We start from the raw sequence: 22,792 nt of genomic DNA, 5'->3' as shown, positions 1-22,792 counted from the left end.
GCTACTGAAGTTTTACTAACTTACGAGTTCTATAAGGTTCTGTAAGATATAAAAACTCTTTTAAATCATGAGCACTGTTGATCAACATATGTTGCTTAGGTTGTGTTAACTGCCAACTTTCTGTTTCAGCAGTTGCCAAATCGATACGCTGGAAATTAATTGTATCTGCATGCTCCATTGTTACTGCTAATTGCTGGTTACTAACAGATATACCAATAATGTCATTGCTAGCTGCTTGCCAAACAGTTTCTATATCTCCACGGGTATTAACTCGAAACACTTCATTGCTATTTGAGAAGTAGATCTGATCTTGCTCATCTAAATCCATACCATAACAGCTTAAACGTTTCCCTGAGCCTGTGAATGGTGTCAACGTTAAGCTTGTTAAATCGAATTTTGCTGGATGAAACGTCTGTCCATCCTCTGCTCGATACGAAACTAAAATCGCGTCTTCATTGTGATACATTTCTCTCAAATAAAAAGAGTGATTTCCATGAGGTATTGTTTCATAAGTGCCACTGTTTAAATCAATTTTAAACAGTGTATCTTTACTTGCGGTGTAAACCAGCCGTGCGTCTTGGCTCCAAACAATGCCAAATAACTCATGGTTATCAGGGTTAGCAAAAATGCGCGTTTGCTTGCCACTATCGTATAAAAATAATTGTTTTAATCCAAAACGATGAGACTCAAAAACAAATTTCGTTGAGTCTGGCGAAAACACGGGTAGAAAGTCGATTGATGAGGTATCAACGAGTTTAGTCAATTTGTCAGGGTTGGCCCGTGTTTGGCTAACAATATCTACATCAACATTCACTAACTCCATCAAAATGGCTTCAGCGTCTGGTGTGTACTGTGCATCACGAATTATTTGATAATTATTAAATGAAATTAACTGAAGCTCACCATCAAGATCTAGATTTACAAGCTGATTTCGTTGGCTAATTAATAGCGCTTGATTATTCGGGTGCCAACTTAACCCTTGAATACCGTTTTCTATGATAGCAATAGTTTGTATTTTTTTACTGGCAAGGTCGAGTACATCAATACGGTATTTATTTTGCCCAGCCTCAATCCCCATCGCGACTTTACTACCATCTTTCGATAACGCATTAACGAGCAACCAATCTTGCTGTGTAGCAGCTAGTAACTGTGTCTTTTGTTTAGATTCTAAGTTAAGTGAAACGAGTCGAGTATCGTTGTTTAGTTTATCTTTTTCTATGTAATAGAGCAGCTTATCAACATGCCAATCGATGTGGTGACTGGTTAAAACGGTGTCATTAAAAACACTCACAGTCGCTTGTTCTAATGGCTGAAATTTAGATAAATCAATGCTTATAGTGTTTAGATGTTGTTTCTGCTCTGTACTTTTCACAAATGCAATCGCATTATCGGAGGTCGACCACCCCAAAGCGTAGTAGCTTGCAGCATCTTCAGTCAGCCTCACCTCTCGCTCAGTCGCAAGCTCTTTAATCCAAATCTGCTGACTTCCTTTATTACCTCGAACAAAAGCAAGGTACTTACCACTATGTGAAAGTGACAAATTAGCTTCATTTAGTTCACTCGAAGTGAGTGGCATCAACTGAGTAAAGTGAGCAGTATCTTGTTGTTTAGGCACTAGTTGCCACGCAATAGCAATAAAGCTAACTAGTAAAACAAACAGCAACAGAACATGTTGCGCTTTTAATTTTTTGCCTGGCCCCTGTGTTACTTTCTCAAGGCTATAACCGCGCTTAGGGTGTGTAATTATAAACTGTGGGTTCTTGGCATCTTCTTGGAGTGCTTTTCGTAGCAATGCTATACAACGCTGTACCGAACTGGGGTTATAGGTAGCATTAGGCCACACTTTTGCAAAGATTACTTCTTGGCTTACAACTTCACCTTTATTTAAATAAAGGGTATGTAATACATCCATGACCTTTGGCTCGACTATTTGCTTATAATCTTGCGATGAAATTAAACATCGACTCTCATCAATTGCAAACTTGCCGATTCGATAACGCGCCACTTACTTCTCCAATAAATATTTACGAATCAAAGATTAAGGTTTTCTTAAGAGAAACTCAAGGGTTACTCCATTGTCACTTTGCTCTGGCTATTGGATTGTTTTTGCTATCTCAAAATAGGTAATAAAAACAATGTATAAATATTTATCAACGCTCACTATTTTCATCAGTGCTTTTTTAATTTTTCAAATCCAACCGATGCTTTCAAAGCAACTGCTACCACAATTTGGTGGTGGTGCCTCTATCTGGTCAGCGAGTTTAGTGTTTTATCAAGTCATGTTACTTATTGGCTATTTCTATGCGCATAACATGGGTCGTTTTCATATTAAGTTGCAGGTAGTCATCCATATAGTTTTAGTCACCTTTGCCACACTCATTGTTGTGACAGAATTTGCAGCCCCAAATCTCACAAATTGGCCGCCTGCGCTTGCGGTGTTTGTTAATTTATTTATAGAAATTGGTCCAATATTTACTCTACTGAGCGCTACCAGCGTACTTTTACAAAGATGGTATGTGCAAACTGCTTCAGCACAGGTGCCTTACCATTGGTATTCCATCTCAAACTTGGGTTCTTTACTGGCGTTAATGAGCTACCCGCTCGTTTATGAATTACTATTTTCTTTAGAGCAGCAAACTACCTACTGGCTATTTGGACTTATCAGCTACTGCTTGTTATTAGCACTTCTAGTAATATTTTTACTAAAAAAAGCACCCGATTTATCAAGAGAGTCTATTCAGACTAGGCCTGTCACACTATTAAAAGGTAAAGGTCAATGGCTGTTATTAAGTGCCTTAAGCTCAGCCATGTTGGTATCTACCACGCATATGATCAGCACTAATATTCCCCCCATGCCATTACTTTGGTCGTTACCTCTTGTAATTTACTTGCTCACCTTTAGTTATACGTTTGCCAACAAAGCAAATTATCAGCGTCATGTCTGGGCATATGCGTTTATATTTTCGGCTTTTGCAGGCCTGCTGATGTTTTATTTTGGCAGCTTATTCAATGCCCTAGCCCAGCTTATAATTTACAGCATGATTCTATTAACCGCCGGTATGGTCTGTCATGGTGAGCTGAGAAACAAAGCCCCTGAAAACGAGCAATTTACCGTTTTTTATTTTTATATCGCCCTTGGCGGTGTGTTAGGTTCGCTTTTCAGTACGCTCATTGCCCCATTGCTATTTGTCCAGATTGACGAGTATTTACTTACATTAGCGGTTATTTTTAGTTTTGTGTGTTACTACCAAATAAAAGCTAAAACAAAGACAAAACAGCTCAAATTCACTCTCGCAACCAGCTCAGTTACTTGGTTAGCATGCTATTGTTTTTTAGCGGTAAACTTTAACCAATATAACGTTGCGACTAGCCGCAACTTTTATGGCTATTTAGCGGTTAAAGATATAAACACTCAATCAATAAAAGAAAGGCGCTTAATTGACGGCACCACGATTCATGGCTCAGAGCCACTAAATCCAAGCCAACAGTTTGGGCAAAGTTATTACCACCAGCATACTGGTGTCGCTAAATCACTTGCCATACTAAAGCAACACAGCGCACTAAACATTGGCGTGATTGGTTTAGGTGCAGGCGTATTAGCTCGGTTTGCAGACCAACAGGATAGTATTCACTTTTTTGAGTTAAACCCTGCTGTATACGAGATGGCAAAACGTTATTTCTCATATCTTGAAAACAGTGAAGCCAAGCTCACAGTCAGCTTAGGGGATGGTCGTATTGCGCTAAAAAATAATGCAAACGAAGTATTTGATGTCTTAATAATTGATGCGTTTTCAAGTGATGTAATTCCTGCGCATTTGCTAACCCAAGAAGCAATGTCACTTTATTGGCAGAGGCTCAATGAAAATGGCGTATTGATTGTGCATATTTCAAATAATCATATCGACTTACTGCCTGTATTACAGGCACATAGCCAACACTTCAATAAGGCTATGTTAAAGTTTAGCTATCAAGGCCATAGCCCATCAGACATAGGCTCAGACTGGGTGGTGCTAACTGATAATCAGGCTTTTTTAAATCGTGTATCTATCAGTGATTTGTCGCCCATTAAACGCTACCCACATAACGAGCTGGCAATGTGGACTGATAGCAAACATAGCCTACTCCCCTTATTAAAATTCTAACAGGCATAAAAAAAGCGCGATGATATTATCGCGCTTATTAACTGCGTTTACTTTATTTAAAGCTGCGCTTAAATCGAACCTTTGATTGGTCCATGTTCATGGCTAACATGTGGGTTTTGACCACGTTGGCGCAATAAGTGATCCATTAAGGTAATCGCCATCATCGCCTCAGCGATAGGAATGGCACGAATACCTACACATGGGTCATGACGTCCTTTAGTGATCATCTCTACCGCTTCGTTGCTAGTATTAATGCTGTTGCCCGGTATGGTGATGCTTGAAGTTGGCTTAAGGGCGATTGAGGCAATGATATCTTGCCCTGTCGAGATACCTGCAAGTACACCACCTGCGTGATTTGATGTAAAACCATCTGGGGTTAACTCATCACGGTGCTCAGAGCCTTTTTGCTCAACCACATCAAAGCCATCACCAATCTCAACGCCTTTTACCGCATTAATACTCATTAATGAGTGTGCAAGCTCTGCATCAAGGCGATCAAATACTGGCTCACCAAGACCTACAGGAACATTTTTAGCAACCACTTTAACTTTAGCGCCTACCGAATCGCCTTGTTTTTTTAGGTCACGCATGTATTCATCAAGCGCTTCTAGCTTGCTGGTGTCTGGAAAGAAAAATGCATTGTTTTCCACCTCATCCCAGTTATAGTCTTCGGCTTTGATTGGCCCTAGTTGGCTCAAACATGCTCGAATTTCAATACCATGAAACTGTTTTAAGTATTTTTTCGCAATTGCACCTGCCGCTACACGAATAGCCGTTTCACGGGCTGAGGAGCGACCACCACCTCGATAATCACGGATACCGTATTTATGCCAATAGGTATAATCGCCATGACCTGGGCGAAACACTTCAGCGATTTTGCCGTAGTCTTTTGAACGCTGATCGGTGTTTTCAATCAGTAAACCAATGCTAGTACCTGTGGTTTTACCTTCGAATACACCAGAAAGAATTTTTACTTCATCACTTTCGCGGCGCTGTGTTGTATAACGACTTTGCCCCGGCTTGCGACGGTCTAAATCAATTTGTAAATCGGCCTCGCTAATTTCAAGACCTGCTGGTGTGCCATCTACAACGCCGCCTAATGCAACGCCGTGGCTCTCACCAAAGGTGGACACTTTAAATAGTTGTCCGATGCTATTACCTGCCATTAACTTTCCTCATTCCTAATGACTACTGAGACCGAGCCCTCAGGCTCGGCTTTTAAAATATGCTGTTAATCTGCGAAATACTTCACAAGCTGCTGTTTGCTGATTACAAACACGCCAAGGCCACCTTGTTCGAATTCAACCCACTCAAATGGTGCACCCGGGTACAGCGCTTCCATATGTACCATAGAGTTACCAACTTCGACAAATAACAAACCGTTATCAGTTAGATGCTCTGCGGCTTCCGCTAAAATGGTACGAGTCACATCAAGACCATCATGTCCCGATGCTAAACCAAGCTCTGGCTCGTGATGGAATTCACGTGGTAAATCAGCCATATCTTCAGCATCAACATAAGGTGGGTTAGCTACGATCAGATCGTACTTTTGACCCGGAACACCACTAAACACGTCTGACTGAATTGGCAGTACGCGGTCATTCAGCATGTAATCGCTAATATTAATATCAGCAACTTCTAGCGCCTCGTAAGAAATATCAACCGCATCAACCTGTGCATCTTCAAATGCTTGTGCAAGGGCAATGGCAATACATGCTGAGCCAGTGCATAAATCAAGAATGCGCGTTACCGACTCTGGCTCTTCTAACCAAGGAGCAAAACGATTATTAATTAGCTCTGCAAATGGTGAGCGAGGGATTAACACACGCTCATCAACATAAAACGGCATACCTGCAAACCACGCGATGTTGGTCAGGTATGGTACTGGCGTACAATCATTAATACGCTCTGCAATTAGTTCAGCTAAACGGCTTTTCTCGGTGCTGGTTAAACGCGCATGCATTAGCTCTTTAGGTGCATCGATTGGCAAGCTTAGTGCAGGTAATAAAAGGCTAACTGCTTCATCCCATGCGTTGTCTGTGCCGTGCCCAAAGAAAATACCACTGCTGGCGAATTGACTGGTTGTCCAACGTAACCAATCATGCAACGTTGAAAGTTCTCCAATTGCCTCGTCTAAAATTGCGTCTTCTATCTGGAAATGGTTCATGTATGTTCCTTAACTTTCAAAGTCTGTTCTGACGCGTATTGTACCGTCTTTTCAGTTGGTTTTTACTCGATTTTTAGCGTTTTTTTGTTTAGACTGCCGCCATGAAAAAAGATCCCCACGCCAACAATCACATTAGCACTGACGATATTGACTTATTTCGTCAGAGTATCAGTGGTGCCAAAGCATTTAAACAAGACACTATTCGATTCACCAATAAGCCTAAAGTGTCACAAGCGAAACAATTTTCCCAGCAAAAAAAGCAACATCAGGCAGAATTTTTCTTTTCTGATGAATATGTACCAGACATAGATACTCATGGAACCGTGAGTTATGTCAAACCTGGTCATGATAGCTATTTGGCAAAGCAACTTCGTCGTGGAGATTACCCACCTGATTTAACCCTTGATTTACATGGCTTAAATAAAGAATTAGCCAAAGATGAGCTGGCTGGTTTAATTCATGAGTGTAAAAAGCAGCATTACTATTGTGCCTGTGTCGTGCATGGCATTGGTGAACGCATACTCAAACACAAGGTGCCGCAATATTTAGTACAACACCCTGATGTGATTGCTATGCACCAAGCACCTCTTGAATTTGGCGGTAAAGGTGCTGTGCTTATTTTAATTAACCTTCCACAAAGTGATGAATTCAGACGCTAACGTCTTCTTGTCATAAGGCTTAATGTGCATATTTTTTCGATTATCTTTCCACTGATTTTTATCGTGTTAAGTGGTTATATCAGTTCTCGTAGCAGGTTTTTATCGAAAGAACATATAGCAGGGTTAAGTAAGTTCACTTTTTATATTAGCGTGCCAGCGTTTCTATTTTTAAATATGGCACAAGCCGATTTACAAAGTAGTGTTTCTGTTGCGGGCTTTTTAAGTTTTTACTTTCCAGTATTGGCTATTTACGCCCTTGGCTATGTTATTGACCGCTATTTCATTAAGAAACAATCTGCAGCATCACATCACGCAGTTTTTGCCCTTGGCAGTAGTTATTCAAATACAGTGCTGGTAGGTTTGCCAATTATTATTGCGGCACTTGGCGAGCAAATGGTCGGTATTGTGTTTATGATCATTACTTTTCATAGTGCACTTTTGTTTACCCTAACCTTTTTACTTAGTGCTAAATCGCAGCAGTCTTTTTCTTGGCGAGCATTTGCTAAAAACATGCTGCTGAACCCTGTGGTGTTAAGTATCAGTAGCGGCCTTGCTGTTAACTTACTTGGTTTTACACTTTTTGATGATTTAGCAAATGGCCTCACCCTACTTGCCAAACCTGCCATTGCCTGTGCGTTATTCGTATTAGGAGCAAACCTTGCGTTTTATAAGGTGTCAGACAACTTACAAGCATCACTCATCGCAACCATCATCAAGCTTGCCGTGTTACCGTGCGGAGTCTACTTTTTTGCCAACTACGTCTTTCATCTAGAACAATCGTTACTAAACGTGCTGGTACTTTTGAGCGCTTCTCCTTTAGGTGTAAACGCCTATCTAATCGCTAATCAAATTAAGCAACATCAAGCAACACTCGCAAGTGCTGTGGTGCTCTCAACGGTATTAAGTGTTGTAAGCTTTAGTGTTTGGTTAAGTATTTTACTTTAGTTTTATAAGCCACCTGATACATCTATAAAACTGCCCGTTGTGAATGATGCTTGCTCACTTGCCAAAAAGTAAATTGCTGAGGCGACCTCGTCAGCTTCACCACCTCGCCCTAGCGGTAACTTAGATTTTAACCTATTAACTCGGTTTGCTTCACCGCCATCGCGGTGCATATCGGTATAAATAAGGCCTGGCCTTACCGCGTTTACCCGAATAGCTTTACTGGCGACTTCTTTAGCAAGGCCGATCGTGAAGGTATCAAGCGCTCCTTTAGATGCAGCATAATCTAAATATTCATTTGGCGAGCCTGTGAGCGACGCACCTGATGAAACATTCACAATACTGCCTTTATTCATACGCTTAATTGCTTCTCGTGCACACAAAAATGCGCCTGTAACATTGCAACTTAAAATGGCGTTAATGCGCTTTGCATCCATCTCTAAAAGCGGCATTTGCGGCATCATCATTGCTGCATTGTTAACCAGTACATCTAAACGTGGTGCCCAAGTATCAAGCTTCGCAAACATTGCCTTCACTTGCTGCTCATCAGCAACATCGGCTTGTATAGTAAACGCTTTAACGCCCAGTTTTTCTATTTCTTTGGCAACTTGCAAAGCACTGTGCTGATCCGACTTATAGTTGATACATACATCATAACCATGCTTGGCAAATAACTTTGCCGTTGCTGCGCCTATACCACGGCCGCCCCCGGTAATAAAAACCACAGGATTCGAACTCATTCTGATTCCTTAAAAACTAACTTAAACTGCTCACACACCAATGGCATATCAGGATGACATTGATAATTCGTACCTGCTAGCTCTCGCTGATAATAATCCCAATGCACACGCTGCCAGTATGCAAGACTTTTGTCGCCCTCGCCTTCTAATGCAGCGTAATCTGCACTTATTTGATTATATGGGATGATGGTCACTGAGACAGTTTCAATAATGCCTAAGGGCTGTCCGTGCCAATTGGTAAAAATGGCTAAATCACCGACCTCAGGAAGAGCCTCATTATTTGCTTCGAACCAATATAATGAAGGGGTTGTTGCTTGCTTTTCGCCACTTAAAACCAGCAATGCGCAGTCATTGGCATCTTGCTCATTATCGCAAAAATGCCAACTCGGTAGTTCAATAATTGCGCGCCCTGATTGCTCGTTAAATCGAGCAATCAAATGCGCTTTACGCCGTTCGTTACTTAACTGCTGCAACAACAGAAATCTCTACGAGCAGAACATCACGCGCCATTTTTGCCTCAACACAAGCGCGAGCTGGAGCATGCCCTTGAGGTACCCATGCATCCCAAACTGCATTCATCGCTGCAAAGTCTTCCATGCTTTTTAAATAGATGGTGGCGCTTAGCATATGCTCTTTGCTACTACCCGCTTCAGTAAGTAAAGCTTCTACCTTATCGAGCATAGTTTGAGTTTGTTCGGTGATATCTTTTTCAGCATCAGCACAAACTTGTCCGCATAGGTATACTGTGCCGTTATGCTTGACGATGCGGCTCATACGCGCACCGGTTTGTAAACGTTCGATTGTCATAGTAAGAACTTGAAAAATTAACAGTGGCGCTAATTTAGCAAATCCACTGTTAGATTTCGACGTTATTTGGCGAGTGAATACTGAGGTAGTGGCTGCGCTGTTTGTGTTCATCATATTCGATAACTGCAACCGCGCCTGTATTGAAAATAGGCATATGACCTGGACTTAACTGATCAACTAAATAGCTAACAATTGGCATATGGGCAACGATTAACCAGGTGTTGCATTGTGGATGCATAGCAATCAGAGTTTCCAAGTAATCAGCAGCAATTTGTGGAACACCATCAGGGGTAATATCGCTGCAAGTTTCATTAAATTTTAACGAAATATGTTGTGTAGCATCAGCAGCCGTTTGTTGTGCACGAATGTAAGGACTCACCAACAAGGCATCGGGTTTATGATAGGTTGCTAACCACTGCCCCATACGACTGGCTTCATAGTGACCGGTCTCGGTAAGTTGTCTTGCTGCATCATCTGCTTGCATTGGCGTAGCTTCGCCATGGCGCATGATTAAGATTGTTTTCATAAAAAATCAACCGATTAAAGAATATAAAACAGTAGCCAGTTTGCTTGATTGTCCGCTATATTAGAATATCATCACTAGATACATTAAACATCCGCTTATGATATTCAGGTAGATTTTCGTAGCTCTGTCTTTTTTAGCTTTCCTGAAAATATCATCTGTTGTTAGGACATTAACGCACTCTTTCAGGAGCATCTTTTGAATATCAGCCGCAATGATAACAGAACATATCAACCCCTAACACTGGACAATGGTCTAAAAGTACTTTTAGTGCAAGACTTAGAATCAACAAAATCAGCGGCTTCTATGGCTATCAACGCAGGCCATTTTGACGATCCTCTTGATAGACAAGGCCTTGCACATTTTTTGGAACATATGCTTTTTTTAGGCACAGACCTGTACCCGGAGTCGGGTGGTTTTTCTAATTTTGTATCACAATCTGGTGGCAACACTAACGCGTGGACAGGCACAGAGCACACATGCTACTTCTTTGATATTAAAAACCAACAGTTTGCTGAAGCATTAGCACAATTTAGCCGTTTCTTCATAGCACCATTACTAAACCCTAAAGAAACAACTAAAGAGCGTAATGCCATAGATGCTGAGTTTAAGCTAAAAATAAAAGATGATGGCCGACGCATCTATCAGGCTCACAAAGAAACAGTCAATCCAGCCCACCCTTTTGCAAAGTTCTCGGTCGGTAACCAGCAAACCCTCGCTGATCGTGAAGGCTGCATAAGTGATGAGTTACGTGCTTTTTTCGATAGCCATTATCAAGCTCAGTGGATGACACTTGTGATATGTAGCAATGAAGATATTGCGACAATGACTGCTTGGGTAAAACAGTTTTTCAGCGAAATTAAAGGTCAACCAAAAAGCAAAGAGATAATAGAACAGCCACTTTACCGTAAACAAGACTTAGGTAAGGTGTTACACATTGAACCACATAAACATATGCAAAAGCTGATCATTAGCTTTGCAATGCCTAATATTGACGACTTTTATCGTCACAAAACCGTTAGTTTTATTGCTCACCTACTCGGTTACGAAGGCAAAGGATCACTGTACTCTATTTTAAAAGAGCAAGGCTGGATAAATGCCCTTTCTGCAGGTGGGGGCATTAACGGTAGTAACTTTAAAGACTTTAACATCAGCATGGCTTTAACTGATGAAGGTATTGAGTACTATGAAGATATCGTAGAGATGGTGTTTGAGTATATCTGTTTAATAAACCAAAACTGCGATAAATTGCCACGTCTTTATCAAGATAAAAAGAATCTCTTACAAATTGCCTTTGATAACCAAGAAAAAGCTCGCTTAATTGATTGGGTTAGTAATTTAAGCATAAATATGCAGCATTACGATGAAGCTAATTATGTACAAGGCGATTATTTAATGGACGGCTTTAACCGTTGCGCTCACGAAATTGCCATGCAATGGCTCACACCTGACAATATGCGCTTGGTCTTAATTCATCCAGGTGTAGAACCAGAGCACACCACAGCTTGGTACAACACCCCCTATAAAGTGGAAGATATCTCGACAAGTTGGTTAGAAGCACTCAGTGAAATTAACACGCCATTGCCACAGATGTGCTTACCAAGTGCTAATCCATACCTCACTAAAGATGTTGAACTACTGCCATTAGAGAAACCAACTAGATCGCCTGAATTGCTAGTCAAAAAAGAAGGCTTTGACTTTTGGTTTAAACAAGATGCTACTTTTCGAGTGGCTAAAGGGCATTTTTACTTAGCGATGGACTCAACCTTTGCCATTAAAGATGTTAAACATATGGCCCTCACTCGTTTGTTTGCAGACTTGTTTATGGACAGTGTTGCTGAGCAATTTTATCCGGCAGAACTGGCAGGCCTTAGTTATCACTTAACATCTCACCAAGGCGGCTTGACCTTGCATACCGCAGGTCTTTCATCGAGCCAGTTAGAGCTAGTTAACGAATTACTTGAAGCTCTATTTAATGTTGAGATATGTGCAAAACGCTTTGCTGAATATAAAAAACAACTAGTTAGACACTGGCGAAACAGCAATCAAAACAAGCCTGTTAGTGAATTATTTAGTATTTTGGGTGCGCAAGTTATGCCGTGGAACCCAGAGCCTAACGCGCTCGCACAGGCTTTAAAGGATACTAGCTTTCATCAATTCAATTGCTTTAGAAATGAGTTTTTTAAAGCTTTGCATGTTGAATGTTTTTTACATGGTAACTGGCAACGAAGTGATGCGCTTAAGTTTCAAAAGCAAATTACTGAACACTTGTCTGGTAGCACCACTATCATTGATTTAACGCGACCACTTAATAATATTACCGAAGTGGAGCAACAGCGCTTCACGTTAAATTGTAGTGATCATGCGATGGTACTTTACTATCAAGCTCAAACTGATAACACCACCGAAAAAGTGCAAATGATGGTACTTAATCACCTGATAAATCAAGACTACTTTAATGAATTAAGAACCAAGCAACAACTAGGCTATTTAGTCGGTGCTGGCTATGCACCTTTTAACACACGCGCTGGTATCGCTTTTTATGTTCAGTCACCTAAACATAGTGCTGATGAGATTCTTCAACGTCACCAACAATTTATTAATAATTATGTGTCGCAAATAAATAACATATCTGAGCAGCAGTGGCTCGACACCAAAGCAGGTCTTGTCACTCACATCGCTGAAAAAGATAAAAATTTACGCTTACGTTCGCAGCGTCTATGGCTAGCTATAGGCAATCGCGATACAGAGTTTAATATGCAACAGCAGCTTTTAGAGGCGCTTGATAAGTTAAGCCTAACCCAAATGCAGCAATATATTGCCGTAACGTTTAGTGACAACAGGCCAAGAATAGAACTTTTAAGCGAACCTAAGGACAAAAAACAGCCAAAAGCAACACTTTCTTCGCATTCTCTTTGACTCGAACGCGAGCTTAGATTAGATTAATTGTTGCGAATTACGGTAATGCATTAATGATAAAAATAATAAAAATGATTTCTGCTTTTTTAACAATAACTATGACTGGGATTTTTTCAGCATCCGCTAGTCCTATAGAGCTTGAACAGAGCACATTGCTGCTTATCCCAAGCGCTATTATGATGCTATTATTGCCGTACCTATTATTTGTCATTTTTAAATTGAAGCGCTCTCGAAAGCAACTGCGTATTTCAGAACATCGCTTAAAAAGTACCGTAGAAGGCAGTGGCGACACCCTCTGGGATTGGAATATTAAAACCGGAGAAGTGTTACGAATTAATGATAAATACACTTCAGATACTAATAATAGCAGCGGCTTCCCCCCTAACCGCGAACATATCCACCCTCACGATTTACAACACGTCGAAAAAGCTCTTAAAAAACACTTTGCCGAACATACCGCCTTTTTTGAAGCGAGTTATCGCATTAAAGACACCCTAGGTCGTTGGCATTGGGTTCTAGATCGCGGCAAGATCATAGAAAAAGACGCAAACCTAAACCCTTTGCGAATGACAGGAACTGTGCGAGATATTTCTCAGCTCAAATCAACGGAAGCACGATTAAACCTATTTGCTAAATGCGTTGAGTCATTAACTGATGCTATCGCTATTTACGATAAAAACTTCAAGCTGGTTGACTTAAATCCAAGCTTCTTAACTTTGTTTGGTGGTAGCCGCGAACAATACTTAAAGAAAGAATTTACCCTAAATGGCTACGATCAAAGCTATGTAGATGAAATTAAAGCCACTGTAAAAGCGACAGAACACTGGCAGCAAGAGGTAAAACTTCGCAATGCGAAGAGGCAGCTGTTACCGATTGAAATTTCAATTGATGAGATTAAAAATGAGCACAATCAAATTTGCAACTATGTAGTTGTTTTTTCAGATCAAACTGAGCGTAAAAAAGCCGAATCACAATTACATAATTTATCGAACCGTGACCGCACAACGGGCTTACCAAACAGAAACTTGTTTTTCACAAACTTGAAGAAGCTCGCTAAGCAAGATAATCATCACGCTTTATTAGTCTTCGACTTAGATAACTTCAAAAAGATCAACGACTCACTCGGTCATCAGCTCGGTGATAGTTTGCTATCTAAGCTTGCAATGCGTTTGAATAAGTTAACCCGTGAAAAAGATGTGTTCTATCGCCTAGGGGGAGACGAATTTGCACTGGTAATGTCCGGAACTAACGATATTCATACCATTACTCGTATGGCTAAACTTTTTTTAGCGGCAATTGCCACACCGTTTAATATGGCTGGCCATGAACTTGTGATCACCTCAAGTGTGGGTATTGTGCTGTTTCCTGAGGATGGGAATACCCCAGAGTTATTGCTTAAAAATGCCGATACAGCCATGTATCACGCTAAGAAAAAAGGTAATAGCTACCTGTTTTTCAATGACACTATGAACCGTGAAGCAGTTAAACGCCTACAAATCGAAAACTTGATGCGCTACGGCCTAAAAGAAGATCACTTCGAAGTCTACTATCAACCGAAAATGAACATTCGCACAGGTAAGCTAGATGGTATGGAAGCACTGGTGCGTTTCATTACCCCAAAAAAAGGCGTGATCAGTCCAGGTGTGTTTATACCGATTGCTGAAGAAACTGGGCAAATTATCGAAATTGGTGAAGTTGTCTTAAACAAGGCATGCCGAGACGTAAAAGCATGGATTGATCAAGGCTTATTTAATGGTCGTGTCGCGGTGAATTTATCGGCTAAACAGTTTAGCTTGCCTGATTTAACCACCCGTATTGATGTAATATTACAAAAGAATGAACTGCCCTCTTACTTCCTTGAGCTTGAGATCACAGAAGGCACCGTAATGGATGATCCAAACGAAGCTATTGCCGTAATGCGTTCACTCAGCGCCCGTGGTATACACCTTGCAATGGATGACTTTGGTACGGGTTATTCATCATTAGCGTACCTAAAACAGTTTCCGCTTAATACCTTGAAAGTCGATAAAGCCTTTATTGACGATATGCAATCTGAACGAGGCCGCAATATGGTCGACTCTATTGTGACAATTGCTCATAACCTTGATTTACATGTGGTTGCAGAAGGTGTGGAACAAGCTGAACAAATAGCTATGTTAGAACAGTTAAAGTGTCAGACAATACAAGGCTACTATTATTCTAAGCCATTATCTCAGCCAGAATTTACCGCATTCTTGCAAAAGCAACTTGATAAGTCAGCGCCGAGTCTATTAAAAACCGTAAAAGCTTAAGGTCGCCAGCCACATGACTTGCGGCCAACATGGCGTACAAATGCGCGGCGATAGTGCACATTAAACAAACACCAAGCTACGGGCCCCAGCACACCACCTAACAGCATCCAACGTTTCACTGGCATCCCTTTAGAAAGAGACTCTAAATACATAACCACTATAAAAATACAGCTCAAAAATATAAATAGCACAAAGCACCTCATTAAAATCAGCGGCAGTGTACATAATTTCATCAAGCATTGAAACTTCACGCATGCTATAGCCTCTATAAGGCCTATTTATGCTCGCTTTAATACTCTTTAGCTTTGTCATCTAGGTTATTGAAACAATGTACAAAAACCAACCATTTTGCTATTATAGGGACGTGCGGTTAGCACAAAGGAATATACAAAAATAATCATGAGGAATCGTTATGTCTGAAGAATCAGCTAACATTTATGCAGCGCCAGAAGCCGAACTTACTCAACAAAATAATGGCGGAAATAAACCAATTTTGAATTTTGATCGTTTCTCAGCTTGGGGCGTGTTTTTTTTAAGTCTTATCACATTGGGAATTTACTCAATATATTGGCTTGTAAGCCGAACAAATAAGGCAAACATGCTTGCTAAACATAAAGTAAACCAAAACTTAGTTTATGGTTATATTGTACTTTATGTAATCAACTTTGCTTTAGCATTTACAGCTATTCCAGAAGTAATATCTTCTATCTTTTCAATCATTACTTTTATTGTTGGTCTAGTATTCATTTTCTCGTTAAGAACTTCACTTCAAGAGCTTATTAATGAAGGCAGCAATGAACCTGTGCACTTAAGTGGCATACTTACATTTTTCTTTTATGCTATTTATTTCCAATACAAAATTAATGAAGCTATTGATAATCAGAAATAACCATTTCGTTATCTAATAAAAAAGGCATTGAATTCAATGCCTTTTTTATTGCCGGATGGTATTACAATGCCCCTGAGTGCTTCACATTTAAATAGGTGTTAAGCACATGCGGTAGTAGCTGCTCAGGGTTACAGTCTATGGCTATCACCCCTTGTTTTTTAAGCTTAGCCATATTGGCTTTGTGTGAATTTAATAGTGCTAATGCTGCACAATAGCTGGTTGCATCTTCGTACTTTTCTATAGGCTCTTCGAGTACTTCATTCACTGCACGATTGTTAATATTAATAAGTGCGACTAAGTGATGCTTTTGTAATAGCTTAATTGCAGGCATTAATTCATCAATACTTTGCTCATCGAGCGTGGTGACTAATAACACTAGAGAGCGTTTACTGCGCTTGGCAATTAATTGGTTCACAGCCACTAAATAGTCACTACTGCTTTTATCTGGGTATAGATCATAAAAGTGATTCATCACCCTTGATACATTTTGTGCGCCTTTTACATCGGGTAACCAACGCAGATTTTGGTTAAAGCTTTGCATGCTAAACCAGTCACCTTGCTTTAAAACCGTGTGTGACAGCAATAATAATGCATTTAAAGCATGATCAAAGTGACTGCCTTCATTGGCTTCTATGGCCATTTTTTTAGAGGCGTCTAGCATCACTATGACGTGTTGGTTTTGTTCTTCTTGATACTCACGAGAAATGAGTTTTCGACGCTTACTAGTCGCCTGCCAATCAATCTGCCTGACGCTATCACCTTGGCGATATTCACGTAACTGCTGAAACTCAATACCATCACCGCGCTTTTTAGTGAGTTTTAAACCTGAAATTGGCTTATTCACCACCCCATTTAAATGCTGCTTTGAAGTAACACGGCTAAAATCTGGGTAAACCTTTAATTGGATAGCTTGAGCAGTTAACCAGTTTGTTTGCCAAAGGCCCAGTGGTGACCCAACTCTAAGCTCAATCGCACTAATCTCTGCATCGCCTCGTTTGTGAGCACGTAAATTAAAGCTCTGCTTAGCTTGTTGCATCGCATCAATAAACACAGTTTGCTGTGGTTTTTGCAGCTCAATCGCATTACTTAAATGAACACTGACATCTAACATAGTCGCATGCTTAGCTTTATTTTTAATGACTACATTTAATGCTTGGCGTCGATATAAGGCCATGTTGAGATTAGTTTGTGCACTCACTTCAAGTAAAGGCTCTGACTTCGCTGCCATATAATCTACAAATACCACCAATAAGGGCACTAATAACAAGGCCGTTAGCACTAAGCTGTCAACCGATGCAATAGCACAGACAAGCAACAATAACAGCAGCAAAGCTGTTAATTGTACTAAGCGTTTTGCAGGTCTATGCTTGATGCGATTCATGAGCGCGGCGCTTCAACACTGGCTAAAATGGCACTGATCACTTCATCAAATGATACCCCTTCAAGCTCCAGATCAGCGGATAAAATTAAACGGTGCCTTAAAATATTCACTGACACTGACTTCACGTCATCTGGGGTTACAAAGTCACGGCCATTCATCAATGCCATTACTTTTGCAGCTTTAATGATGTTAATTGAGGCCCGTAACCCTGCGCCGTGCAGCACACCCTGCCAAGTTCGTGAACTTCGCACAATATCAACAGCATAATTAAGTATTTGTTCGTCCACTAAGATATCTGCACAAAGCTGTTTAATTTCAGCAATACGCTTAGCATCCAATACTGCAGGGAGCTGCTCTACTTTGGTTTCATTAGAAACTATTTGTGTATTCAGTTTTAAAAGCTCAACTTCCGATTCATGTGAAGGAAAACCAAGCTCGACCTTCATCATAAAGCGGTCTAATTCAGCCTCTGGCAGTGGGTAAGTCCCTTCTTGATCTAACGGATTTTGAGTAGCGAGTACCATAAACGGTGAATCAATAGATAATGACTCACCATCAATGGTGATTTGTTGCTCTTGCATTACCTCAAGTAGTGCTGATTGCGTTTTAGCTGGTGCACGGTTAATTTCATCAGCCAGCAAAATATTAGTAAATGCTGGGCCTTTTTTGATATTAAATTCACCTGATTTCATATCATACAAACTATGACCAACAACATCTGACGGCATTAGATCCGGCGTAAACTGCACTCGCGAGAAATCTACATTTAAGCTCTTTGCTAGGGCTCTAACCAGTAGCGTTTTACCAAGTCCAGGAACCCCTTCAAGTAACACATGACCACCCGCAAATAGAACGGTAAGTACATCTTCAACAATGGCATCTTGACCAACTAACACACGTGAAATGTTATGCTTTACTTGTTTTACTGCATCAGCGGCCTCAATTAAGCTCATGCGATTAGTATCCAATTCCGTGCTCATAAGGCATTCCTTAATTGTTTGAATCGTTTTATATATTCTGTTCGTTGTTCTTTTGACTCAGGCAACTTGCTAGCAAGTAACTGAGCCACATGTTGTTTTTCAAAATGAGTTAAATTAGCGATGATCTGCGCCTGTTTTTCAGCACTGAGCATTTTAAAGTTAGGCACTCGCGACTCTACTTTGGCGTAAAAATCTTTTTCTAGTGCGGTAAATAATACGGCTTCGTGACCATGCTCTGTATAGAAATTTGCTACTGCACGAATATGCTGATTAAAGCTGGTTTTTATATCGAATTCAGGAGTATAAGAGCGGCCAATGCGACTACTTATATGCCACACTGCAAGCACAATTAATAACAGCAACGTCACCACAAATTGCCAGCTCCAGTGCCATAATTTGGCAAACCAATTTGGGTAAGTTAGGTAAGGTACATAAGTGACTTTATCAGCCCCTTTACTTAGCCAAAGTAATAAGCTGCCATGATCAAGATGGCGAAGTCGGTAATTGGTAAAAGGTAACAGTGACGGCATAACGATGACCCGACCTTGACCAAATGCAAAGTCACACATCAGGGTGTCACTATTTTCACTATTGGTGCTAACACCGGGGCAATTTTTAATATAAAACGCGCGACTTAACTCAAGATCGAGCTGAGTGTTTTCATCGATTGATAGCGTACTGTTTTTATTCCCTTCTTTAAGCATCACAAAGTCATATTCAAAGACATCTTCTTGGCTTTGCACATTGATGCCAAGCTGACTAAAAAACACCGTGTTATCAATCGCCAGTTCATCGCGTTGCCTATTTAATACATAAATTAAACGCCCGCCATCAGCGACCCAATCAGCAAGTTGTACATCTAACTGGTAAGAATCAGCAAGCACTGCTTCATCCAAAATTAAGATACTTTGCGGGTCTATGTTTAACTCATCACTTTGTACTTGTTCTGCCAAGCGCTTATTCTTCTGCCAATCGATGCCATTGGCTTTGAGTAGTCGTTGAGCCATCGTGAAGTTGTCTTTTGCCACATCACTATGAAAACCAATTTCGATTTCTTTTTTCTGCCAATCTAAAGAAGCAATACCGGCAATAGCAAATATGCTAAACACCACTAGCGCCGCAATCAGCACATATTTAAGCTTCATGGGCTTGCTCCTTAGTCTCTGCTGTCATTGCTGTAATTTGCTCAGTCAGCTCGATAAAGTCGATATCAGGGGTTTTATGGCCCCAAGCAACTGTGACCCATGCAGAAAATAAGCGGGCAAAAATCGCTTGCCCTTGGCTAGGTACCTTTGCATCAATTGCACCTTTACATTCGCGCTCAGTCATCGAGCGGTGCAAGCGCACTTCATGTCGCTGCTGCGCCCAAGTCAGCGCATGATGAAGCAAGTACGCTAGCGCCAAGCGATGCTGACCTTGCTCAAAGCATTGCTTTGCAGCGGCAATTAAATCAGTAGGTAAATCTTTACTTTTAATTTCTGCAAATAAGGTCGGGATCACCGACTCTTCATTCACTTTACTACGCTCAGGCAAGCTTAAATTGGCAAAAAAACCGCGCTTTTGCATCAGGTAATAAACTAGCCAAATGACTAATAAACCTACCAATACCCAAACCAACATACCAAACATCTGACCAATGGCTGTAAACACATCGATAAGCCACGACCAATCACTATCTGATGAACTCGCTTTCGCTTCAATATTTGGCAGCCAGGTAGTCTCAGTTTCAATGACATTAGGCTCATTATAAAGAGCTGTAACTTGCTCTTTTACCGCTTGCTTATCGATTTGCTCTGCATAGCTAGTTGATGGTTGCAGCGTGAACGTTGTAAGTATAAGTAGTGCTACAGCACTGACTACGCCTGCAAGGCGGGTGCGAATATTTTTGAATGCCAGCTCGATATCCCAGCCTTCTAGTTCAACTCGACGGTGTAAATAAGCAAGGAAACCGCCAGTGACGAAAAGCGGCGCCACTAAGGAAATACTAAGGATGTATATAAAATTAAACGCTATCTCAACCCAGATTGGCGCTTCGAAAATTTGATACATGGCTTCTTGTGCTGAAAATGAATGGGGCACAAGTGCAATTGTCAGCGCAGAAATCCCCATTAATAAGATAAACTCAAAATGCACACAAAATAGCATCCACAACGTTTGCTTTGGCTTCGTTGAGGCAAATAAAACCTGCTTGCGCTTTGTTTTTCGCTCGCCTGATAGCCGCTCAAGTTGCTCAACGGGCGCTAAAAATGCTCTATTTGGGCTAAGCCTGAAAATGGTTAAATGCGCTAGCATATCGGCAACTTTTAACTGTTTAAGTGACTTTAAGCTACTACTTATTTTGACCGGTTGATTGAATACCGCCTTTGACATGTAATCGAGTAAAGGTCGTTCAAATACAGGTTTAAGCCACCAAACAACAAATCCGCCTATGCCCCAATTTAATAAAAAGCCGACAATTAAAAATACTGGAACTGCCATCATCAAATACAAAGTGATCAGCGCCACAATATGCTGCTTAACTAACAACACAGTTAAATCAAAGGTCTCGTAAGCACTGCGCTTGCGGGGTGTGAAGCTAAGACGATTAAGCTCCATAGCGCATTCCCTTGTACAAACGGAAAATGACATAACACCAACAGCCGCTGCCAACTATATATTTAATTTCGTAAGCAATATCACGAGGTGACCAAAACGCTTCAATAAAAGCAGCAATTACTAACATTAAAAAAGCACCAACAATGAGCGGAAGTGCCTTTTGTGCAGCCTGTTTCATTGCATATGCACGGGTATACTGCCCAGGGCTTAATATGCCGTAACCAATCTGACACCCTGCAGCTGAGGCAATGATGATAGCAGTCAACTCAAACGAGCCATGAGTGATAACAAACGAAAAAAATGGCCCTTCAAAACCTACATTAACAATATGAGCAGCAACTGCACCAAAGTAAAAACTATTAAATAATAGGAAAAAAGCAGCGCCAACACAGAACAGCACACCACCTGCAAACATCTGAAATGCAATTCCTATGTTATTGTAAATGTAGACACCGAACATCATTAAGTCTTGCGGTGCACCGCGCTCAGCCGATTGAACGCTGCCACTGGGGTTATACATTTGTTCGATATTAAGCACTGTGCCTTGCCCTAAAAATGTATAAACGGCATCAGGGTCAATTGTCACCCAAATAAAAGCGATAAGGGCCAATCCCCAAAACGCGATTAAGTTTACAGCCAGCATTAAACGGTTTTCATACAGTGCGCGTGGAAATGCAGTTCGCGCCACATGCCATATTTCAGAGAATTGATTGCTTCGAGACAAATAAAGGCGCTTTTGCCCTAACTGCACAAGCCTATTTATTTGCTCAATCAACACAGGGCTGTATTGACGACTTTGGGCAATGGCTAAATCATTACAAACTTTGCGATATAAATTAGGGAAATTAACAGGTAAAGACTCAGCATTATTTTGCTCACAAAGGGCTTCGAACTCATCCCAACTTACGCTATTTGATTTTACAAATTGAGTTTGCTTCATTGTTTACCCTCCTGCTGCGGGTAATCGTTATCGTGTTGAACTTGCCCAGCGAAGTGGCGTGCGTAACTAACGAGCTGCGCTTCAATCTCGTGCTCTGCTGTAGAAAACGGTGCAGCTAAAATAGCTGCCAACTCACGACGCCTTGCATCAGATAATTCATCATGGCGCTCAGCAAAAGCAAGTACAGCTAATTGCTCTTCGGTAGTTAAGCTAATTGAAGGAATATGCACTTCACCTTGAGCTATTTCAGGCCGCTCTGCGAACTCATCGTCGTAAATAACCATGGTGCCTGCCGCCCAATCACCAATGCGTTTAAAGCGGTTGTTAAACAACATAACTACAAGGCCCAAAAAATAGCCTATCGGTAGCATATCTGCGGGGCGTAGCAAGTTACGCACAACTATTTGCGAAAAGCTCGCTGGTAAGCCATTGTCTTGCACAACACGAATATTAAGTCGTTTTTTACCTGGGGTTTGGCCACTTTCCATTTCAAACAGGATGTTATAGCCCCATGAAATTAAAAAGTAAGCAATTAATATAAGTCCTTGCCCTGCATCGCCAAAAAAGGCAAGTACAGTGCCTACAGCAAGTAAAACCAAACTACGGATAATAAAATCGATGGTGTAGGCATAGCTTCGGGCGACAACACCTGCAGGAGTGATAGCGATATTAACGCCTTCGGGGAGTTTGATGTATTCTCTGTTTTCCAATCCGTGGTTCAACATTAATCTACTACTGGTATTTATTGTTGTTTTCGTAAGCCAATAATAATGCGCGTTTTTAGTCCCTTTTTCAATGCATTTTGTTATAAGCGCGT

At 40.9% G+C, this 22,792-nt stretch carries 21 protein-coding genes; 6 read left to right on the top strand and 15 right to left on the bottom strand.

Annotated features, from left to right (window positions below):
- Position 1: 1 nt before the first annotated feature.
- Positions 2–2,005: a winged helix-turn-helix domain-containing protein gene (locus HCZ11_RS06625; protein WP_167657969.1), complete on the bottom strand. Its 2,004-nt coding sequence runs from the start codon at positions 2,003–2,005 to the stop codon at positions 2–4.
- A gap of 130 nt (positions 2,006–2,135) precedes the next feature.
- Here HCZ11_RS06625 and HCZ11_RS06620 point away from each other — a divergent pair, with 130 nt between their 5' ends.
- A complete protein-coding gene (locus HCZ11_RS06620) occupies positions 2,136–4,142 on the top strand; it encodes a fused MFS/spermidine synthase (RefSeq protein ID WP_167657968.1) in 2,007 nt (668 codons plus the stop codon).
- A 68-nt stretch (positions 4,143–4,210) separates the two neighbouring features.
- On the opposite strand, the gene aroC is transcribed toward HCZ11_RS06620, so the two are convergent.
- Positions 4,211–5,308 (bottom strand): chorismate synthase, encoded by a 1,098-nt coding sequence (aroC, locus tag HCZ11_RS06615; RefSeq protein WP_130051999.1) that lies wholly within the window; start codon positions 5,306–5,308, stop codon positions 4,211–4,213.
- A 65-nt stretch (positions 5,309–5,373) separates the two neighbouring features.
- The gene (gene prmB / locus HCZ11_RS06610; protein ID WP_167657967.1) at positions 5,374–6,309 is read right to left on the bottom strand and encodes a 50S ribosomal protein L3 N(5)-glutamine methyltransferase; all 936 of its coding nucleotides are present in this window, start codon (positions 6,307–6,309) and stop codon (positions 5,374–5,376) included.
- Between the two features lie 101 nt (positions 6,310–6,410).
- Between prmB and smrB the strand changes: the two genes are divergently transcribed.
- Together smrB and HCZ11_RS06600 are read left to right on the top strand one after the other, a co-directional pair.
- Positions 6,411–6,968 carry an endonuclease SmrB gene (gene smrB, locus HCZ11_RS06605; protein WP_130052001.1) on the top strand — a complete coding sequence of 186 codons (558 nt, stop codon included), beginning with the start codon at positions 6,411–6,413 and terminating at the stop codon, positions 6,966–6,968.
- Positions 6,969–6,992: 24 nt separating this feature from the next.
- Complete coding sequence (locus HCZ11_RS06600) at positions 6,993–7,913, top strand: AEC family transporter (RefSeq protein WP_130052002.1); 921 nt, start codon at positions 6,993–6,995, stop codon at positions 7,911–7,913.
- A gap of 2 nt (positions 7,914–7,915) precedes the next feature.
- Here HCZ11_RS06600 and HCZ11_RS06595 read toward each other — a convergent pair whose 3' ends face one another.
- The 4 genes from HCZ11_RS06595 to sixA are packed head-to-tail and all read right to left on the bottom strand — an operon-like array spanning position 7,916 to position 9,983.
- The gene (locus tag HCZ11_RS06595) at positions 7,916–8,650 is read right to left on the bottom strand and encodes an SDR family oxidoreductase (RefSeq protein WP_167657966.1); all 735 of its coding nucleotides are present in this window, start codon (positions 8,648–8,650) and stop codon (positions 7,916–7,918) included.
- On the bottom strand, positions 8,647–9,123 hold the full coding sequence (locus HCZ11_RS06590; protein ID WP_167657965.1) for an ASCH domain-containing protein: 477 nt from the start codon (positions 9,121–9,123) through the stop codon (positions 8,647–8,649). Before HCZ11_RS06590 ends, HCZ11_RS06595 begins: the two co-directional genes overlap by 4 nt.
- Positions 9,107–9,457, bottom strand: a complete 351-nt coding sequence (locus HCZ11_RS06585) for a RidA family protein (RefSeq protein ID WP_130052005.1) — start codon at positions 9,455–9,457, stop codon at positions 9,107–9,109. The genes HCZ11_RS06590 and HCZ11_RS06585 overlap by 17 nt, the downstream gene beginning before the upstream one ends.
- A 49-nt stretch (positions 9,458–9,506) precedes the next feature.
- Positions 9,507–9,983, bottom strand: a complete 477-nt coding sequence (gene sixA, locus HCZ11_RS06580) for a phosphohistidine phosphatase SixA (protein WP_130052006.1) — start codon at positions 9,981–9,983, stop codon at positions 9,507–9,509.
- Positions 9,984–10,178: 195 nt separating this feature from the next.
- On the opposite strand from sixA, the gene HCZ11_RS06575 reads away from it, so the two are divergent.
- Both HCZ11_RS06575 and HCZ11_RS06570 read left to right on the top strand, forming a co-directional pair.
- Positions 10,179–12,899: an insulinase family protein gene (locus HCZ11_RS06575; RefSeq protein ID WP_167657964.1), complete on the top strand. Its 2,721-nt coding sequence runs from the start codon at positions 10,179–10,181 to the stop codon at positions 12,897–12,899.
- Positions 12,900–12,997: 98 nt separating this feature from the next.
- Positions 12,998–15,190 carry an EAL domain-containing protein gene (locus HCZ11_RS06570; protein WP_254869091.1) on the top strand — a complete coding sequence of 731 codons (2,193 nt, stop codon included), beginning with the start codon at positions 12,998–13,000 and terminating at the stop codon, positions 15,188–15,190.
- On the opposite strand, the gene HCZ11_RS19715 is transcribed toward HCZ11_RS06570, so the two are convergent.
- Positions 15,187–15,309, bottom strand: a complete 123-nt coding sequence (locus HCZ11_RS19715) for a hypothetical protein (RefSeq protein WP_256854814.1) — start codon at positions 15,307–15,309, stop codon at positions 15,187–15,189. The genes HCZ11_RS06570 and HCZ11_RS19715 overlap by 4 nt on opposite strands.
- A gap of 10 nt (positions 15,310–15,319) precedes the next feature.
- Entirely contained in the window at positions 15,320–15,445 is a 126-nt protein-coding gene (locus HCZ11_RS19710; RefSeq protein WP_256854756.1) for a hypothetical protein, read from the bottom strand.
- Between the two features lie 157 nt (positions 15,446–15,602).
- Between HCZ11_RS19710 and HCZ11_RS06565 the strand changes: the two genes are divergently transcribed.
- Positions 15,603–16,079, top strand: coding sequence for a DUF4234 domain-containing protein (locus HCZ11_RS06565; protein WP_167657963.1), 477 nt, complete (start codon positions 15,603–15,605; stop codon positions 16,077–16,079).
- Between the two features lie 61 nt (positions 16,080–16,140).
- On the opposite strand, the gene HCZ11_RS06560 is transcribed toward HCZ11_RS06565, so the two are convergent.
- The 6 genes from HCZ11_RS06560 to HCZ11_RS06535 are packed head-to-tail and all read right to left on the bottom strand — an operon-like array spanning position 16,141 to position 22,700.
- Positions 16,141–17,460 (bottom strand): DUF58 domain-containing protein, encoded by a 1,320-nt coding sequence (locus tag HCZ11_RS06560; RefSeq protein ID WP_167657962.1) that lies wholly within the window; start codon positions 17,458–17,460, stop codon positions 16,141–16,143.
- Complete coding sequence (locus HCZ11_RS06555; RefSeq protein ID WP_130052012.1) at positions 17,457–18,440, bottom strand: MoxR family ATPase; 984 nt, start codon at positions 18,438–18,440, stop codon at positions 17,457–17,459. The genes HCZ11_RS06560 and HCZ11_RS06555 overlap by 4 nt, the downstream gene beginning before the upstream one ends.
- Complete coding sequence (locus tag HCZ11_RS06550) at positions 18,437–19,585, bottom strand: DUF4350 domain-containing protein (RefSeq protein WP_167657961.1); 1,149 nt, start codon at positions 19,583–19,585, stop codon at positions 18,437–18,439. The genes HCZ11_RS06555 and HCZ11_RS06550 overlap by 4 nt, the downstream gene beginning before the upstream one ends.
- Complete coding sequence (locus tag HCZ11_RS06545; protein ID WP_167657960.1) at positions 19,575–21,035, bottom strand: hypothetical protein; 1,461 nt, start codon at positions 21,033–21,035, stop codon at positions 19,575–19,577. The genes HCZ11_RS06550 and HCZ11_RS06545 overlap by 11 nt, the downstream gene beginning before the upstream one ends.
- Positions 21,025–21,975 carry a stage II sporulation protein M gene (locus HCZ11_RS06540; protein ID WP_130052015.1) on the bottom strand — a complete coding sequence of 317 codons (951 nt, stop codon included), beginning with the start codon at positions 21,973–21,975 and terminating at the stop codon, positions 21,025–21,027. The genes HCZ11_RS06545 and HCZ11_RS06540 overlap by 11 nt, the downstream gene beginning before the upstream one ends.
- Entirely contained in the window at positions 21,972–22,700 is a 729-nt protein-coding gene (locus HCZ11_RS06535) for an RDD family protein (protein WP_130052016.1), read from the bottom strand. Before HCZ11_RS06535 ends, HCZ11_RS06540 begins: the two co-directional genes overlap by 4 nt.
- Positions 22,701–22,792 lie beyond the last annotated feature (92 nt).

The organism is Pseudoalteromonas sp. HF66 (assembly GCF_011806445.1).
Lineage (GTDB): Bacteria > Pseudomonadota > Gammaproteobacteria > Enterobacterales > Alteromonadaceae > Pseudoalteromonas > Pseudoalteromonas apostichopi.
Note: the sequence above shows the minus strand (reverse complement) of the source record. Positions and strands in the feature narration are given on the sequence as shown.